The 16,890-nt window shown below is 72.5% G+C and carries 15 protein-coding genes and 2 pseudogenes; 6 read left to right on the forward strand and 11 right to left on the reverse strand.

Annotation, left to right across the window (positions count from 1 at the left end; all coding sequences use genetic code 11):
• The 6 genes from ACTWQH_RS31415 to ACTWQH_RS31440 form a co-directional block, all read right to left on the reverse strand.
• Nucleotides 1-328 (reverse strand): FAD-dependent oxidoreductase (locus ACTWQH_RS31415; RefSeq protein ID WP_443290215.1); only part of this gene is annotated, 328 nt, incomplete at its 3' end.
• Nucleotides 325-561 carry a (2Fe-2S)-binding protein gene (locus ACTWQH_RS31420; RefSeq protein WP_443290216.1) on the reverse strand — a complete coding sequence of 79 codons (237 nt, stop codon included), beginning with the start codon at nt 559-561 and terminating at the stop codon, nt 325-327. The genes ACTWQH_RS31420 and ACTWQH_RS31415, both read right to left, overlap by 4 nt.
• Nucleotides 558-1,736 carry an NAD(P)/FAD-dependent oxidoreductase gene (locus ACTWQH_RS31425; RefSeq protein WP_443290217.1) on the reverse strand — a complete coding sequence of 393 codons (1,179 nt, stop codon included), beginning with the start codon at nt 1,734-1,736 and terminating at the stop codon, nt 558-560. The genes ACTWQH_RS31420 and ACTWQH_RS31425 overlap by 4 nt, the downstream gene beginning before the upstream one ends.
• Nucleotides 1,733-2,413 (reverse strand): GntR family transcriptional regulator, encoded by a 681-nt coding sequence (locus ACTWQH_RS31430; RefSeq protein ID WP_443290218.1) that lies wholly within the window; start codon nt 2,411-2,413, stop codon nt 1,733-1,735. The genes ACTWQH_RS31425 and ACTWQH_RS31430 overlap by 4 nt, the downstream gene beginning before the upstream one ends.
• A gap of 5 nt (nt 2,414-2,418) precedes the next feature.
• Nucleotides 2,419-3,420, reverse strand: a complete 1,002-nt coding sequence (locus tag ACTWQH_RS31435) for a proline racemase family protein (protein WP_443290219.1) — start codon at nt 3,418-3,420, stop codon at nt 2,419-2,421.
• A gap of 15 nt (nt 3,421-3,435) precedes the next feature.
• Nucleotides 3,436-4,347 (reverse strand): dihydrodipicolinate synthase family protein, encoded by a 912-nt coding sequence (locus tag ACTWQH_RS31440; RefSeq protein WP_443290220.1) that lies wholly within the window; start codon nt 4,345-4,347, stop codon nt 3,436-3,438.
• A 177-nt stretch (nt 4,348-4,524) separates the two neighbouring features.
• Between ACTWQH_RS31440 and ACTWQH_RS31445 the strand changes: the two genes are divergently transcribed.
• The 3 genes from ACTWQH_RS31445 to ACTWQH_RS31455 all read left to right on the forward strand — a co-directional run bounded on the left by ACTWQH_RS31445 (nt 4,525) and on the right by ACTWQH_RS31455 (nt 7,176).
• Nucleotides 4,525-5,730 (forward strand): amidohydrolase family protein, encoded by a 1,206-nt coding sequence (locus ACTWQH_RS31445; protein WP_443290221.1) that lies wholly within the window; start codon nt 4,525-4,527, stop codon nt 5,728-5,730.
• A gap of 397 nt (nt 5,731-6,127) precedes the next feature.
• A complete protein-coding gene (locus ACTWQH_RS31450; RefSeq protein WP_443290222.1) occupies nt 6,128-6,685 on the forward strand; it encodes a hypothetical protein in 558 nt (185 codons plus the stop codon).
• Nucleotides 6,652-7,176, forward strand: coding sequence for a hypothetical protein (locus tag ACTWQH_RS31455; protein ID WP_443290223.1), 525 nt, complete (start codon nt 6,652-6,654; stop codon nt 7,174-7,176). Before ACTWQH_RS31450 ends, ACTWQH_RS31455 begins: the two co-directional genes overlap by 34 nt.
• Here ACTWQH_RS31455 and ACTWQH_RS31460 read toward each other — a convergent pair.
• The 5 genes from ACTWQH_RS31460 to ACTWQH_RS31480 form a co-directional block, all read right to left on the reverse strand.
• Nucleotides 7,115-7,753: a hypothetical protein gene (locus ACTWQH_RS31460; RefSeq protein ID WP_443290224.1), complete on the reverse strand. Its 639-nt coding sequence runs from the start codon at nt 7,751-7,753 to the stop codon at nt 7,115-7,117. The two genes, ACTWQH_RS31455 and ACTWQH_RS31460, sit on opposite strands and share 62 nt — an antisense overlap.
• An 18-nt stretch (nt 7,754-7,771) precedes the next feature.
• Entirely contained in the window at nt 7,772-9,004 is a 1,233-nt protein-coding gene (locus ACTWQH_RS31465) for a putative T7SS-secreted protein (RefSeq protein ID WP_443290225.1), read from the reverse strand.
• 2 nt (nt 9,005-9,006) lie between these two features.
• A complete protein-coding gene (locus tag ACTWQH_RS31470) occupies nt 9,007-9,306 on the reverse strand; it encodes a hypothetical protein (protein ID WP_443290226.1) in 300 nt (99 codons plus the stop codon).
• Nucleotides 9,307-9,373: 67 nt separating this feature from the next.
• Entirely contained in the window at nt 9,374-9,949 is a 576-nt protein-coding gene (locus tag ACTWQH_RS31475; RefSeq protein WP_443290227.1) for a hypothetical protein, read from the reverse strand.
• 256 nt (nt 9,950-10,205) lie between these two features.
• Nucleotides 10,206-10,517, reverse strand: a complete 312-nt coding sequence (locus ACTWQH_RS31480; protein ID WP_443290228.1) for a WXG100 family type VII secretion target — start codon at nt 10,515-10,517, stop codon at nt 10,206-10,208.
• Between the two features lie 292 nt (nt 10,518-10,809).
• On the opposite strand from ACTWQH_RS31480, the gene ACTWQH_RS31485 reads away from it, so the two are divergent.
• The 3 genes and pseudogenes from ACTWQH_RS31485 to ACTWQH_RS31495 form a co-directional block, all read left to right on the forward strand.
• The gene (locus tag ACTWQH_RS31485) at nt 10,810-11,472 is read left to right on the forward strand and encodes a lytic polysaccharide monooxygenase auxiliary activity family 9 protein (RefSeq protein ID WP_443290229.1); all 663 of its coding nucleotides are present in this window, start codon (nt 10,810-10,812) and stop codon (nt 11,470-11,472) included.
• Nucleotides 11,473-11,627: 155 nt separating this feature from the next.
• Nucleotides 11,628-16,411: pseudogene (locus ACTWQH_RS31490) on the forward strand (FtsK/SpoIIIE domain-containing protein).
• 126 nt (nt 16,412-16,537) lie between these two features.
• Nucleotides 16,538-16,890: pseudogene (locus tag ACTWQH_RS31495) on the forward strand (hypothetical protein); the annotation flags it as partial.

Raw genomic sequence — 16,890 nt, forward strand, 5'->3', positions numbered from 1 at the left:
GCCCCGGCCCCCGTTCGCCGCCCACACCCCGGCACCCCACCCGGGGGTGAGCGCCGTCGTTCGGGGCCACCGTCCACACCTGATGCCCCGGCAGGTACGTGACACCCTTCAGCCCTGCGCGCAGCAGCCCGAATTCGCGCCACCCGTGGTGCGAAGCCCCGTCATCCCCCTCCGCATGCCGCCAGAACTGCCCACCCGGACGCTCCCCCGCGTCCACGACCACCACCCGCAGACCGGCGCCCGCCGCGCTCCCCGCCGCCGCGAGCCCCGCTGGGCCCGCCCCCACCACCGCCACGTCGAACACGCTCAACCCGCTCAACCCGCTCACGCGCTCCTCACCTCCATCCCATCCCGCACCGGCACCACGCACGCCCGCTCCCCCGCCCGCCCATCCACCGTGATCAGGCAGTCGTGACAGACCCCGATCCCGCAGAACAGCCCGCGCGGCGCGCCCTCACGCCGCGTCGTACGCCACGACCTGATGCCGTGCTCGGTCAGCACCGCGCCCACGCTCTGCCCGGGACGGGCCGTGAGCGGGGCTCCGTCGAAGGTGATGATCAAAACCGCTCCTCCCTCTCGAAGCGCTCCGGCGCGAACGGCCCCAGATCCAGCTCCGGCTCGCCCCCCGCGAGGGCCTGCGCCAGCAGCCACCCCGTCCCGGCGCCGAGCCCGATGCCCGCGCCCTCATGGCCGCCCGCGTGCCACAGGCCCGGCGCCCGCGGGTCGGGCCCGATGACCGGCAGGTGGTCCGGCGAGTACGGCCGGAACCCGGCGTACGCCCGCATCGCCCGCACCCCCGCCAGCGCCGGAAAGAGCCCCACCGCGCCGGCGGCCAGCGCCCGCAGCGCCGCGAGCGACAGCGTCGCGTCGAAGCCGACCCGCTCCCGCGTCGAGCCGATGAGGACCGTGCCCGACGCCGTGGACTCCACGACGGGCGAGGAGGCCAGCCCCGCGTCCGGGCTGGCGACGTCGCCGGCGTACTCCGCGGCGTACACCTTGTGCCGCACCGTGCCCGGCGGCAGCGGCTCGGTGACGAGGACGAAGCCGCGCCGTGGCTCCACCGGCAGCCGGACGCCGGCCAGCCCGGCCAGCGAACCGGCCCACGGCCCGGCGGCGTTGACCACCCGCCCGGCGTGCAGCGCGCCCGCGCCCGCCGTGCGTACGCCGGTGATCCGCCCGCCGCGCCCGTGCAGGAAGCCGGTCACCTCCGCGCCGCCGCCGGTGCGGATCTCCGCGTTGCCCGACTCCCGCGCCAGCCGCAGCAGGTGGGCCACCGCCAGCATGGGCTGGAGCTGCGCGTCCTGCGGGTAGTACGCCCCGGCCGCGAGGCCCGGCGCCAGGTGCGGCTCGTACGCCGCCAGCTCGGGCCCGGCCAGGTCGACGGCGTTCACCCCGGCCGCGCGCTGCCGCCGCGTCAGCTCGGCCAGTTCCGCCGCGCTCGCCTCCGTCGCGGCGACGATGAGCCCGCCCTTGTCCTCGTACTCCCACAGCGCGCCGTGCTCCCCCAGCTCCTCCCGCCACACGCGCCGCGACAGCAGGGCGAGATCCAGCTCGGGCCCGGCCTCCTTGTCCGAGACCAGCAGATTGCCCTCGCCCCGCCCCGAGGTGCCGCCGGCCACCGGCCCGCGGTCCAGGACCACCACCCGCAGGCCGGCGCGCGCCGCGAAGCAGGCCGTGGCCGCGCCGATCACCCCGGCCCCGACCACGACCACGTCCGGGGCGACGTCCGTGGTCATGACTCGTCCCTGGCCGCCGCCCACTTCCCCCGCACGTGTCCGATGTGGCGGTTCATCAGCTCGAACGCCCCCTGCGCGTCCCGGGCCTCGATCAGGTCCATCAGCGCCAAATGCTCGGCCGCCGAGTCGCTCAGCTCGCGCCCGGAGAGCGAGGCCAGCCCCAGCAGCCGGGTCTGCGAGCGCAGCCCGGCGATGGTGTCGACCAGCCGCGGGTTGTCGCTGTACGCCAGCAGCGCCAGGTGGAAGCGCCGGTCCGCCTCGGTGTAGCCGATCAGGTCGCCGCGCCCGGCGTACGTCACGATCTCGCCCGCCATCCGCCGCAGCTCCCCCAGATCCGCCTCGGGAACCAGCGGCACCACACGCCGGATCGTCGGCGGCTCGATCAGCAGCCGCAGCTCGGTGATGCGGTCAAGATCCTTCTCGGAGACCTCGGTGACGCGGAAGCCCTTGTTCGGGACGGAGCTGACCATGCCCTCGCGGACCAGGTCCAGCATGGCCTCGCGCACCGGCGTGGCCGAGACGCCGAAGCGGGCGCTGAGCGCGGGCGCGGAGTAGACCACGCCCGACTCCATCTCGCCCGAAACGATCGCCGCGCGCAGGGCGTTGGCCACCGCCTCGCGCAGGCTCTCCCGCTTCTTCAGAACAGTAAAGCTGGTCGAACTAGTCGAACTGGCCATAGAGGTCATAGCAGAAACCCTGCCGGGAACGGGTCGGTGGGATCGAGGTGGTACTGGGCCGTGCCGGTGATCCAGGCGCGCCCGGTGATGGTGGGCACCACGGCCTCGACGCCGCCGACGGTGGTCGTGTCGACAAGTCGTCCGGTGAAGCGGCTGCCGATGTACGACTCGTTGAGGAAGTCCTGATGAAGCCCCAGCTCGCCGCGCGCGTGGAGCTGCGCCATGCGGGCGGAGGTGCCGGTGCCGCAGGGCGAGCGGTCGAACCAGCCGGGGTGGATGGCCATGGCGTGCCGCGAGTGCGTGGCGTTGGAGCCGAGCGCCGCCAGGTAGACGTGGTGGCAGCCGTGGATGTCGGGGCGGGTGGGGTGGCGGGGCGGGTCGGCGGCGTTGATGGCCTTCATGATGGACATGCCCGCGGCCAGCAGCTCGTCCTTCGCGGAGCGCTGGAAGGGCAGCCCCAACGCCTCCAGCTCGGTGATGGCGTAGAAGTTCCCTCCGAACGCCATGTCGTAGGCCACCTCCCCCAGCCCCGGCACCTCCACCTTCCGGTCGAGGGCGGTGGTGAACGCCGGGACGTTGCGGATGGTCACGCTGCGGGCGACGCCGTCCTCGACGGCGACCTCGGCGGTGACCAGGCCCGCCGGGACGTCGAGCCGGATGGTGGTCACCGGCTCGGTGACCTCGACCATGCCCGTCTCGACGAGCACCGTGGCGACGCCGATGGTGCCGTGGCCGCACATCGGCAGCAGCCCGGACACCTCGATGAACAGCACGCCGAAGTCCGCGTCCGGGCGGGTGGGCGGCTGGAGGATGGCGCCGGACATGGCGGCGTGGCCGCGCGGCTCGTACATCAGCAGGGTGCGGATGTGGTCCGCGTTGTCGATGAACCACTGCCGCCTCTCCGCCATGCTCGCGCCGGGGATGGTGCCGACGCCGCCGGTGACGACGCGGGTCGGCATGCCCTCGGTATGGCTCTCGACGGTGTGGAAGACGCGCTGGGAACGCATGGCGTCAGTCTCGTCTCACCTGTATCCCGCCGCCAGGGCGGCCTCGGTCGCCCTGCGCACGGCGGCCGCGGCCTCCTCGCGCAGCGGCGAACGCGGCGGACGGCACTCGCCGCCCCTGCGGCCCGCGATGTCCATCGACAGCTTGATCGCCTGGACGAACTCGGGCTTGGAGTCCCAGCGCAGGAGAGGGTGCAGGTCCCGGTAGCGGGGCAGGGCGCGGGCGATGTCGGCCGGGTCGTCGGACGTCGCCAGTCGGTACAGCTCGACCGTCGCCGCGGGCAGGGCGTTGGTGTACCCGGCGACCCAGCCGACGGCCCCGGCCAGGCCCAGCTCCAGCAGCACGTCGTCGGCGCCGATGATGAGGTCGAGGCCGGGGGCGAACTCGCGGATCTGGTACGCCCGGCGCACGTCGCCGCTGAACTCCTTGACGCCGACGATGAACCCCTCGGCGTGGAGGCGGGCCAGGAGGGGCGGGGTGAGGTCGACGCGGGTGTCGTGGGGGTTGTTGTAGGCGACGATCGGCAGGCCCGCCTTGGCGACCTCCTGGTAGTGGGCGACGACCGTGCGCTCGTCGGCGCGGTAGGCGTTGGGAGGCAGCAGCAGCACGCACTGGGCGCCGGCCTGGGCGGCCTGCTCGGCCCAGCGGCGGGCCTGGAGGGCGCCGTACGCCGCGACGCCGGGCATCACCGTGAACCCGTCGGGCGCGGCGGCCACGGCGGTCTCGACGACGCGGGTCCGCTCCTCGTCGCTGAGGCTCTGGTACTCGCCGAGGGAGCCGTTGGGGCAGACGCCGTCGCAGCCCTGCTCGGCGAGCCAGGCGACGTGGGCGGCGTAGCCGTCGTAGTCCACCGCCAGCCGCGCGTCGTAGGGGAGGGCGGTCGCGACGTTCACGCCGTGCCAGGGCTGGCTGGGGGCGGCGGTGCTCATGCGGTTCTCCTTGTCCGGGTGAGGCTCACCATACATGCCACATGTGACATATTACTGAGCAGAGAAATCGGCTGCCCGCCTCGGCGGGCTCCGGGTGGGCCTGGGGTGGGCCGTGAACGCCGTCGTGCCCTCGCCCGGGGCCGCCCGCGCGGCGAATCGGCGGGTTACGGTGGCGCGGTGACCGACCTGACCATCACCGACGCCCTGGTCTTCGACGGCGTCTCCGCCGAACTCGCCGAGGCCTCCCTCCACATCCACGACGGCGCCATCGCCGACATCACCGGCCCCGGCGAGCGTGCCACCCGCGCCGAGCGCGTCATCGACGCCGCCGGGCGCACGGTCATCCCCGGCCTGATCGACGCCCACTTCCACGCCTACGGCATCTCCCTCAACGGCTTGGAATGCGACGCAAGCCCGCTGAGTTACCTCGCGCTGGCGGGTGCGCGGCGCCTGCGGCGCGCCCTGGCGCGCGGCTTCACGACGGTGCGGGACGTGGCCGGGGGCGACCTGGGCCTGGCCCGTGCCCTGGAAGCCGGGCTGATCCCGGGCCCCCGCTACCTCTACACCGGCCCGGCCCTCAGCCAGACCGGCGGCCACGGCGACGCGCGCCCCGCCGAGCTCGACATCTGCATGCACGGCGGCCATCTGTGCGAGGTCGTGGACGGCGTGGAGAACCTCCGGGTCGCGGTCCGCGAACGCTTCCGCACGGGCGCGCACGCCATCAAGATCATGACCTCCGGCGGCGTGATGTCGCCGACCGACCCCATCCGCCCGGCCCAGTACTCCCCCGAGGAGGTCGCCGCCGTCACCGCCGAGGCGACGCGGCGCGGCTCGTACGTGGCCGCGCACGCCTACTCCCCCGAGGCCATCCGCCACTCCGTCCTGGGCGGCGTCCGCTCCATCGAGCACGGCAACCTGATGGACGAGCCCACCGCCGCCCTGATGGCGGAACACGGGGCGTTCCTCGTCCCGACCCTGGCCACGTACGACGCGATGCGCCGGCGCGGCGAGGAGATCGGCCTGCCCGGCTTCGCCCGCATCAAGAACGAGGAGGTGCTGCACTCCGGCCAGCAGGCGGTCGAACTCGCCCACGCGGCGGGCGTGCCGGTCGGCTTCGGCACCGACCTGATGGGCGACCTGGAGGACGACCAGCTCATCGGCCTCCGCCTCCAGACGGAGGCCGCGGGCCCGCTGACCTGCCTGCGCTCGGCGACCTCCGTCAACGCCCGTCTGCTGAACCGCCCCGACCTGGGCCGCATCGCGGTCGGGGCGAGGGCCGACCTCGTCATCCTCGACACCACCGATCCGCTGACCGACCTCACGGCGCTGTGGGACGAGGCCCGGCCGCGCCAGGTCGTGCAGGGCGGCGTTCCGCTGACGTGACGTCAGTCCTCCCTGTTATCGTGAGTGACCGTCTGGTGCCATCCGGTGATTCCGGGGGGACTTGGACTCGTGGTTGATCCGCCGCGTGCGCGGGACTGGTCGCCGCTGACGGACGACGGGACGGATCCGGTGCCGGGGGACTGGGAAGCGGTCAAGGAGGCCGCCGAGCGGTACCGGAACACCCCTCCGGCTTCGTCTCCGGTGTCCGCGACATGACAACTCTGGCACGGGGTGGCGAGTTGGCCGCCTCGACCGTGCGCACCAACGCTTACCTCTACGGGGGCCTCGTATTCGGCGGCCTCATCGACTGGAACTCCACCAAAACCGCCCCATGGGCCAGATCCCGTGATCGGCGCACTATACGTGCCATTGTCCTGACATGGAGGGCTGGAGCATCATGGCCATCCCCGAGGCCGAAGCGCGACGGATAACGATCAAGGGATCCATCTGCTCCATACCCGGCTTCGTCGTCTCGGCCCTGCTCACTGTCAACTTCGGCGGCACTCTCCTCTCCTGGGCCGAATCCTGGCCAGGCGAGCACACCGGTTTCATGGTGACGCTGGGCGCCGTCAGCGCTCTGTCCCTGCAGTTGCTAAGCCTCGGATTGCTGATCTACGCCGCCCCGGAGCGGACCCCGCCGTCGCTGCGCGCCTTGGCGCGTGTCTGCGTTCCCCTCGCGATGGTGGGCCTGCTGGCGTTCATCCTGACGATCATGTCCTTCGTCATGACCATCCCCGGACGACGGGAGCAGCCAACGAGCTGTGACGTCGACGCATTCGACTGCGTCATACGTGCCTACCACTCGGGGGCAGGGAACGCCGGGTTCTACAGCCACGTGCTCGTCCTCGCAGTGGGAGCCGCCCTACTGGCCTGGTTTTCCGGCACACTCATGACAAGCAGTAAGAGGAGAAAGGGGATCACGTGGCCATCTCGGAGGCCGAGCAGCGGCGCGTAGCGATCAAGGGCGTTCTCTTCTCGATACCCATCTTCGTCGTCGCGGTCCTGCTGACCATCAACTTCGGCGAGGACCTGATCTCTCTGGCCGAGGACTGGCCCGGCGGCCCGGCCGGCTTCATGGTGACGCTGGGGGCCGTCGACGCCTTGGCTCTGCTGCTGATCGCAATCGCCTGCCTGGTCTACGCATGGCCGGAGCAGACTCCGCCACAGCTACGGCTCTCGGGCCGCACCCGCATGACTTTCGCGGTGGCCGGCGGCCTGGTGACGATCATGACGGCCGTGCCCCTGGCCTCGACCCTGCCGAGGCGGCAGGGTCAGTCGGACAGCTGTGACCTCAGCGGGTTCGGCTGCTTCATGCGCGAGGTGCACTCCGACGCCGTGCTCTCGGGCTGGGTCGCCCTGATGCTGGTCGCTTTCGCCGGCTCCCTCACCCTGGCCATGCTGTTCCGGCGTAACCGGAAGGAGCGGGCTCCGCAGGCTCAACCGTGAGCGTCGCCGCGATCTCGTCCGCCAGCGGGGACATGATCTCGGCAACCCCGATCGTGGTCCACGTGACCGTGAACTCGATGACGCCCTCGGGGTAGGCGTCCGTCAGGACGTAGTAGGTCACGTACTCCAGCAGCAGGCGCCGCCCGTCCTCCATCTCCGCCTCGGTGGCGAGTTCCCGCACCCGGCAGGCCGGGCCGAGCGGCAGCTCGATCCTGCGGATGTCGGGCTCGCGCACGCGCCAGTCGCGCGGCTCGCGTATCACCGCGGCGATGGCGTCCAGCGAGCGGCCCGCGTCGGGGGGCTGCTGGCAGACCATGAACGCCGTGGCCGTGACGAAGGGCGGGGCGGACGGCTGTTCCAGGGGGATCTGCACCGACATCGGGGAGGCGCCTCGCTCCTGGGCGATGGCCTGGAGGGACTTCAGCTCGGGCAGCAGCGCCCGGGCGAAGTCCTTGTCGTGTTCGCCGCCGCGCTCCGCGACCTCGCGGGCCACCTGGTCCGCGCCGTCGGGGTCATCGACGGGCAGCGGTATCCAGTCCACGGTGGTCGTCGTGAACGAGGCCATGACGTCAGCCATCGGCAATCCCCCTCGGTGTCACGGGATCTGGCCCCACGGCGCGGTGCCGGTCGAGTTCCAGTCGATCATGCCGCCGGTCGCGATGCCCCCGTAAAGGTATGCGTTGGCACGCACCGTCGAGGCCGCCAGCTCGCCGCCCTGCGCCAGGGTGCGCATGTCGCTGATGCCGGAGACGAAGCCGGAGGGGCCGCCGCCGCGGAAGGTGGCGTTGTGCCACATGTTGCGGCCGGTCTGCTGGGCGAAGCTGGAGAAGCCGTTGGGCGCGGCGGCGCGGGTGGAGTCCCGGGCGGCCGTCAGGGCGTTGCGTCCGCCGCCCATCATGCGGGCGTTGGTCACGCGGGTCGAACGCGGGATCGTGCCCCGGCCCCGCGCCAGGATGTTGGAGTACGCGCTCAGCCGGTTGGCGGCGCCGGCGGCGCGGGCCCCTCTGCTCAGGGCGCCCACGACGCCACCGGTGAGGATGCCCAGCGCGTCCAGGCCGGCGGCGGCGAAGTTGCCGTTCACCAGGTTGCCCACCAGGGATATGGCCGATCCGACCACGGAGATGATCACCAGCGCCTGTCCGAGGATGGGGACCCATCCCAGGAAGATGGACGCGATGCCCGCCCATCCGGCGATGGTGCCGGCCCATTGCCCGACCGTGCCCATGAAGTCCTGGAACGCGCCCCACAGGCCGCCGGAGTTCTTCAGGCCGTCGTTGCTGATGAACTCGTTGATCCGGTCCGCCGCGTTCTGGGCGGCGGTGTTCTTGTCGTCGACGAGCGTGTTGAGCTGGGAGCGCAGGTTGCCGAGGTTGGTGTTGGCCGTGTCGATCTGGTCCTGGTAGCCCTGGTGCTGGTCGTGGTTCTCGGCGTCCTCGTCCTCGGTCTCCTCGGCCAGCGGGCCATAGGTGTCGAGCGTGTCCTGCTCGGCGACGGCCTGGGTGCGCAGCTCCTCGCTGTCCTCCTGGGCGGTCTTGAGGGCCGGCCAGTACTCGTCCAGCGCGTCCGCCGCCTCCTGGTACCGGCCCTTGGCCCGGATCACCGAGTCGCTCAGGTCGGTGGAGCGATCGCGGAAGGCGTTGGCGGTCTCGCCCTTCCACCGCTGGGTGTCCTCGTGCACGGAGTCGAGCGTGTCGGAGACGCGCTGGATCAGGTCGGCCATGTTCCGGTACCGCTCGGCGGCCTCCTTGACCGCCTCCCAGTCCCCGGGAACGGGATCCTCCCCGTCCGTCAGCGGCGACCAGTCGCTGGCTCTTGGCGGATCAACCACGGCTAGGCCTCCTCGGGCTGCGTCGACTCGGCCAGTTGCAGGTCCATGGTGCTGAAGCCCTCGCCAACGCTCCGCGCGATCTCCGCGAGGTTCCCGATCTCCTCGATGATCTCGCCGCGCTTGTCCGACCAGTTGTCGGCGAACTCCTCCAGCGCGTCGGCCAGGTCCCCGTGGCTGACGTCCTCGGCGTACTCGTCGGCGATGTCCTCGGAGTTCTCCAGCTCGCTGCGGATGGTCTCCAGGCCGGTGCCGAGGTCCTCGATCTCGTCGTAGTTGATGACGAGGTCGGGTTCACCAGACATGCTGCCTCTCCCCGTTCGTCTGTTGGTCGGTCGGTGGTGGTCACTGTCCGGGCTGTCGGACCGGCGGCTAACGCCACTCCCAGGTCAGGGAGTGGGCGACCGCGTCGAACAGCTCCACGAGCGCGTCCGCGAGTTCGGTCAGCGGCGTGTTGAACGACAGCACCAGGTGCGTGGGGCTCTCCGGAATCTGCACGAAGTACGTCAGGAGCGTCGAGGTCCTGCCCTCGGGCAGGCCCAGGTCGCTGGCGTCCTGCGGCCTCTCCTGCCGCCGGACCCGCACGGCCCTGCCCGCCGGCAGGTCGACGACCTCGACCTCGGCCTGCGGGTACTTGTCCTGCTGGGCCTCGGCCATCAGCCGCACGGGGATCACGCCGATCCCGCTGTCCTCGTCGGGGGACTCGGCCGTCACGACGAGGCTGGCGGAGATGGGAACGCCGAGGACGGTCTGGGTCGACAGATACATCTCCAGGCCGTCCTTGGAGGCCGCCTCCCAGGTCAGGTTGTCGATGAGCTGCTTCAGCTCGTGCCGCTTGGTGGCGAACTCGTCGCGGTTGGGCAGGGTCCGGTCCACCAGCGCGCGCACCGAGCGCTCGCGGGCGTCGGGCGAGGCGAGGGGGATGCGGTACCACTCCAGCGGCGCCACGAGCCGGTAGCTGCTGGGCGGCGCGGGGCGCGACGAGTGGTACCGCGGGCGCGGGCGCGGCCGGGGTCGCGGGCTCGGCCCTGGGCTCGGCCTCGGGCGCCTCATCCGGCGCCGGCGCGTACGTCCTGCCTGCCGGTTCCATCGCGTCCTCTTTCCTCTCCTCTTCGCTTCGCCTGCCTCCCCCTTCCGCGGACCTGCCGGGGCGGCGCCGTCACACGCACGGCGCCGCCCCGCACCCCTCGGGGTCCGCTCGGGGTCAGCTGCCGCTGACCTGGGACGCGTACTCGGCGTCCTGGTCCTCCAGGCCGTCGGCGGCGGAGTGCAGGAAGTTCCCCATGCCCTCCATGCCTTCGAGCATCTGCTTGACCCCCTCGGTGAACTCCGTGTAGGAGTCGCCGAACGCGCCCGACGCCTGCTGGGTGGTGAAGCCGTCCTCCAGCAGGTCGTCCACGTACGTCTTGATGTCGTCCAGCTCACCCCGCAGCCGCTCGTGCTCGGAGATCAGATGATCGCCGGCGTCGTGCATCTGGTCGTAGGTGAGATTCATCCCATCGCGGCCGTCGCCCATGGCGAGCCCCTTTCTGCTTCAACAGTCCAGTTCTGTTCGGGAAGTTAGATGGGGTATCGGTCCCGGAACCGGATGCCGCGCCCCCATGTGTGCGTCTGCTCGGCAGCATACGTGCCGCCGCCGACATCACGCAGGCCCCTGCCTGTGGGTGGTACACGGCTGTGACAACTGTGGCGTCGCGCCGATGTCGAGGTGTCTTAACAGACGCCGCCGCCTTTGCTAGCGTCCCGTCGATGGGAGCGCTCCCATCGATTCAACCGACATCATCAACCACGGAGATGGGGCGTTACAGATGCTCTCGCTCGGCAGATCCACCGTGTGGCGCGCGCTGGCGGTCCTCGGGGCCTCCCTGACGATGGTGGCCACCCTCGGCACCGGCAACGCATCGGCGCACGGGGCCGTCAGCGACCCGCCGGCGCGCGCGTACGACTGCTACACCCGCTGGTCCGGCAGCTGGCAGGACCCGGCCATGGAAACCGAAGACCCGATGTGCTACCAGGCATGGCAGGCCAACCCCGACGCCATGTGGAACTGGAACGGCCTGCTGCGCGAGGGCGTCGGCGGCAACCACCAGGCTGCCGTGCCCGACGGGACGCTGTGCAGTGGCGGCCTGACGTTCGACGGCCGGTACGCGGCGCTCGACGAGCCGGGGGCGTGGCACGCCGTGGACCGGCCCAACAGCTTCACCCTCAACCTGCTCGACAACTCCTCGCACGGCGCCGACTACATCCGCGTCTACGTCACCAAGCAGGGCTTCGACCCGACCACGCAGCCCCTGACCTGGGACGACCTCGAACTCGTCACGGAGACGGGCAGCGTGCCCACGGGCACCTCGACCCCGGTGGAGGTGAACGCGCCGGGACGCACCGGGCACCACATCGTCTACACGGTCTGGCAGGCCAGCCACCTCGACCAGTCCTACTACTTCTGCAGCGACGTGAACTTCACCGGCTGAGCCGGGGCCGGTTGCCGTGACGCCGGGGCGCGGCCCCGGCGTCACGGCCAGGGACCGCTGTCGGCCCTGTCCGTTAGGCTGACCGAAAGTCCGACAGTCACGTTGTGCACGGGGGCCGTGCCAGTGGTAAACCCCGGCGGGGGGAGTGAAGAGCGTTGCGCCTGTCGCTGACGGTCGTGGATCCCATCGGGCAGCGCCGAGTCGATGCCGTGCTCGACGCGGAGCCGGAGACGCCGGTCGCCGATCTCGTCCCCACCCTCGTCGGGCTGGTCGGCGGCAGCCTTCCGCCGCCGCCGCGGCAGCAGCCGCGGGCGCAGGCGTATCCGCATCAGGAGGCGTACCCCCAGGCCCCGGCGCAGGCCCAGCACGCCGGCGGCTGGCACCAGGGCATGGCCGCCTCCCCCGCCCCCGGCGGCCCGCCGCACCTGCCGCCCACCATCCACAACGCCCCCTCCGCGCCCCCGGTCTTCGTCGACGGCGCGCCCGTCGATCCCGCGCTGACCCTGGCGCGCTCGCCGCTGCGCGAGGGCGTCGTCGTCAGCCTGCACAACGCCGAGGGCTGCCCGCCGCCCGAGCCGCACGGCGCCGTGGAGATCCGCGTCACCGGCGGGCCCGGCGCGGGGGCCGTGCACCGGCTGGGCCTTGGCCGCTTCGACATCGGCAGCGGGCCGTACGCCGCCCTGCGCGTCAACGACCCGGCCCTCGCCGAGCGCGCGCTCACGCTGCGCGTCATGGCCGACGGCAGCTGCGACGTCACCGGCCACAGCACGGCGTTCACCATCGAGGGCGAGGAGCCGTCGGGGGCGCCGGGCCCGGTGCCGTGGCCGCTGGGCGCCCAGGTCGCCGCCGGGGACTCGCTGCTGGAGCTGATGCCGTACTTCCCGCCGGACGCCGCGCTGCGGGTCTCGGAGGACGGCGCCGGCCTGGACTACAACCGGCCGCCGCGGCTGCGCCCGCCGGAGCGCCCCAACCACTACCGGCTGCCCAAGCCGCCCGAGGAGCCGGACAAGCGGCCCATCCCGTGGGTCACGGCCATGGTTCCGCTGGTCGGCTCCGTCATGATGGCGATGATCCGCGACCGCTGGATCTTCCTGCTGATCGCGTTCCTGACGCCGATCATGCTGCTCGCCAACTACCTGATGAACAAGAAGCGGGGCGGCAAGAAGTACGCCGAGCGGCTCAAGGAGTACGAGGAGCACAAGGCGCGCATCGAGAGGGACGCCCAGGAGGCGCTGGTCGCCGAGCGGTTCGCCCGCCGGCACGCCGCGCCGGACCCGGCGACCGTGCTGTCGGCGGCCACCGGGCCGCGCACCCGGCTGTGGGAGCGGCGCCGCACCGACGAGGACCACCTGCTGCTGCGGGTGGGCACCCAGGACCTGGACTCCGAGGTGGTGCTCACCGACCCCGAGCAGGACGAGCACAAGCGCGAGGTGACCTGGAAGGTCAACGATGCGCCGGTCACCGTCTCGCTGCGCCAGTACGGCGTGGTGGGGTTCGCCGCCCCGCAGGAGACGGTGCGCTCCATGGCGGGCTGGGCGGTCGGCCAGCTCACCGTGCTGCACAGCCCGGTCGACGTGCAGGTGTACGTGCTGACGGACAACTCCGGGCAGCGGAGCTGGGAGTGGCTGCGCTGGCTGCCGCACGGCCGCCCCACCATGGAGCAGGACACCAACGTGCTGATCGGCACCGACGCGGAGACCGTCGGCGCCCGGATAGCCGAGCTGTCCCGGATGCTGGAGGCCCGTCTCCAGGCGGTGAAGAAGAACCGGGGCCGGGTCCAGGGCTTCGTCGACCCCGACATCGTGGTCGTCTTCGACGGCTCGCGCCTGATGCGCACGCTGCCCGGCGTCATCCAGCTGCTGCGCGAGGGGCCGGCGGTGTCGATGTACGCGATGTGCCTGGACGAGGAGGAGCGGTTCCTGCCCGGCGAGTGCAAGGCCGTGGTGGTCGCCGACTCCAGCGCCCAGCAGGCCAACGGCGCCTGGCCGTTCCAGCAGGGCTTCCAGCAGGGCCACTTCCACGCCGGCTTCGCGCCGCCGCCCGGTCCGGCGGGCCCGCCCGGAATGGCGGGTCCCGGCGGCATGGCGCCGCCGCCCGGGGTGCCCGGCGTGGCGCCGCCGCCCGGGACGCCGCCCGTCCCGGGCTGGTCCTCCCCCGCCGCGGCCCAGCCCGGGCCCGCGCGCACCGACCGGCTCCGGGTGGAGCGCGCCGACGAGCCGCGGATCGTGGGCGTACGCCCCGACCTGGTGTCGCCCGAGTGGTGCGACCTGCTGGCCCGATCCATCTCGCCGCTGCGGGACATCAGCGGCGAGTCGGAGGACGCGTCGCTGCCCACCTCCAGCCGGCTGCTGGACGTGCTGCAGCTCGAGCCGCCCACGCCGCCCGCGATCGTGGGGCGCTGGCGGTCCGACGGCCAGTCCACGGTGGCGGTGCTCGGCGAGTCCTACGACGGCCCGTTCGCCATCGACCTGCGCCGGGACGGGCCGCACGGCCTGATCGCGGGCACCACCGGCTCCGGCAAGTCGGAGCTGCTGCAGACGATCGTCGCCTCGCTGGCCGTGGCCAACACGCCGGAGAACATGACGTTCGTCCTCGTCGACTACAAGGGCGGCTCGGCGTTCAAGGACTGTGTGCAGCTGCCGCACACCGTCGGCATGGTCACCGACCTCGACAACCACCTGGTGGAGCGGGCGCTGCGCTCGCTGGGCGCGGAGCTGACGCGCCGGGAGCACATCCTCGCCGAGGTGGGCGCCAAGGACATCGAGGACTACCAGGACCTGATGCGCCGCGAGCCGGGCCGGCACCAGGTCATGCCGCGCCTGCTCATCGTCATCGACGAGTTCGCCTCGATGGCCCGCGAGCTGCCCGACTTCGTCAAGGGCCTGGTCAACATCGCCCAGCGGGGCCGCTCCCTCGGCATCCACCTGCTGCTGGCGACGCAGCGGCCCTCCGGCGTGGTCTCTCCCGAGATCCGCGCCAACACCAACCTGCGGATCGCGCTGCGCGTGACCGACCAGGGCGAGTCCACCGACGTCATCGACGCGCCGGACGCCAGCCTCATCGCCAAGAACACGCCGGGCCGGGCGTTCGTGCGCCTGGGGCACGCGTCGCTGGTGCCGTTCCAGTCCGGCCGCGTCGGCGGCCGGCGTCCCGGCGCGGTGGACCCGGCGGTGTCGCGGCCGTGGACCAGCACGCTGGAGTGGACGGGCCTGGGCCGCTCGGAGCTGAAGCGCCCGCCGGGCGAGGAGCGGCAGGACGACGAGAACACCGACCTGCGGGTGCTGGTGGAGGCCGTCATCGAGGCCAACGCCCAGCTGGGGCTGCCCGCCCAGCACAGCCCGTGGCTGCCGCCGCTGCCGGAGGTGGTGCTGATCGACGACCTGCCGCCGGTTCCGGCCGTGGGCCCCGGCGAGCTGCCGCCTGCGCCGTACGGCGTGGAGGACCTGCCCGACCAGCAGGCCCGCAGGGCGCTCACCATCGACTTCAGGTCCCTCGGCCACCAGCTCATCGGCGGCGCCTCGCGCACCGGGCGTTCCCAGCTCCTGCGCACCGTCGCCGGCTCGCTGGCGCGGACGTGCTCCTCCGAGGACGTCCACCTCTACGCCTTCGACTGCGGCAACGGGGCGATGAACGTGCTGGCCCGGCTGCCGCACTGCGGCGCGGTGGTCGGCCGGGCCAGCAGACCGAGCGGGCCCAGCGCCTGATCCGGCGGCTGAAGGACGAGGTGGCGCGGCGGCAGGAGATCCTGGCGGCCGACGCGCTGGCCGACATCGGCGAGCAGCGGCGGGCGGCGCAGCCGGAGAACCGGCTGCCGCACATCGTGGTGCTGGTCGACCGCTGGGAGGGCTGGCTGGCCTCGCTCGGCGAGATCGACAACAGCGCGCTGACCGACGAGCTGTTCCTGATCCTGCGCGAGGGCGCCAGCGTCGGCGTGCACGTGCTGATCACCGGCGACCAGCGGGTGTTCGCCGGGCGGATCGCGAGCCTGAGCGAGGACAAGTTCGTCTTCCGCATGTCGAACCGCACGGACTACACCATCGCGGGCCTCAACGCGCGGAAGATGCCGGAGGAGATCCCGCCGGGCCGGCTGTTCCGGGCCCGCACCGCCACGGAGATCCACATCGCCGCGCTCGGCGAGGACCTGTCCGGCCAGGGCCAGGCCGCGGCGCTGACGGAGATCGCGGACGCGGCCAGGGCGCGCGACGCGGATGTGCCGCGCTCCCGGCGGCCGTTCCGGCTCGACGTGCTGCCCAAGCGGCTCACCTTCGACGACGCCTGGGAGATGCGCGACCCGGACGCCTCGCGTTCGCCGCTGTGGGGCCTGATCGGCGTGGGCGGCGACGAGCTGACCGGTTTCGGGCCCGATCTGGCCTCCGGCATCCGCAGCTTCGTCATCGCCGGCCCGCCGAAGTCGGGCCGCAGCGCGACGCTGTGCGTGCTGGCGAAGTCGCTGCTGCGGCAGGGGACGCGGCTTGCCATCGCCGCGCCCCGGGTCTCCCCGGTGCGCGACCTGGAGGGCGAGCAGGGCGTGGTGGGCATGACGACGGCCGAGGCGCTGACCAACGAGGAGGTCGCGGAGCTGCTGAGCGGCTCGACGCCCGAGGACCCCATCGTGCTGCTGATGGACGACGCCGAGGACTACCGGCGTTGCAAGGCGGACGAGGAGCTGCGGGGCGTGCTGCTGCGCGGGGCGGAGCAGGGGAGGGCCATCGTGCTGTCCGGCGACGCGCAGAGCGTGTGCAGCGGCTTCACCGGCTGGCAGGCGGAGGTCAAGAAGGCGCGGCGGGGCGTGCTGCTGTCGCCGCAGACCCACCGGCACGGCGAGCTGATCGGCACGAAGCTGCCGCGCAGTGCGGCCGTCGCGCAGCCGCAGCCCGGCAACGGCATCCTCCACCTCGGCGACGGCATCCCGATGGCGGTGCGCATCCCCGTTCCGTGATTGTCCGTGATTGTCGTTCCGTGATCGCCCTTTCCATGACCGCGAGCTGAAACCGCGCCGGTGATGGTGGCGTGATTACGTCCGTAGGTTTCGCACACGCGCGTGTGCGAGAGGAGGGCGCAGGCGATGCAGGTCCTGGTGACGCTGGTCCGCAAGGGGCGGGATCCGCAGGACTGTCTGGTCAGGGTCGAGGAGGCCACCACGGCCGCCGACCTGGCGACCCGGCTGGCCGCGACGGTCCGCGGCGCGGCCCACCCCGGCGCGGCCGCGGCCGCCCTGCCGGGCGCGGTCACCGCGGCCGGCCCGCCCGCCCCGCAGGGGGTGTCGGCGCAGCCCGGGCTTGCCGTGCCCCCCGGCCTGCCGACCGCGCCGCAGGCTCCGCCGCCAACGGCGCCGGGCGCGCCTGCGCCTGCGCCTGCGCCTGCGATGGCCAAGCTCCCGTCCCCCACGGAAGGATCCCCTACCGGGGGCGGGCGGGC

The organism is Streptomyces sp. 6N223, from assembly GCF_052246635.1.
In the GTDB taxonomy this organism is placed as follows: domain Bacteria; phylum Actinomycetota; class Actinomycetes; order Streptomycetales; family Streptomycetaceae; genus Streptomyces.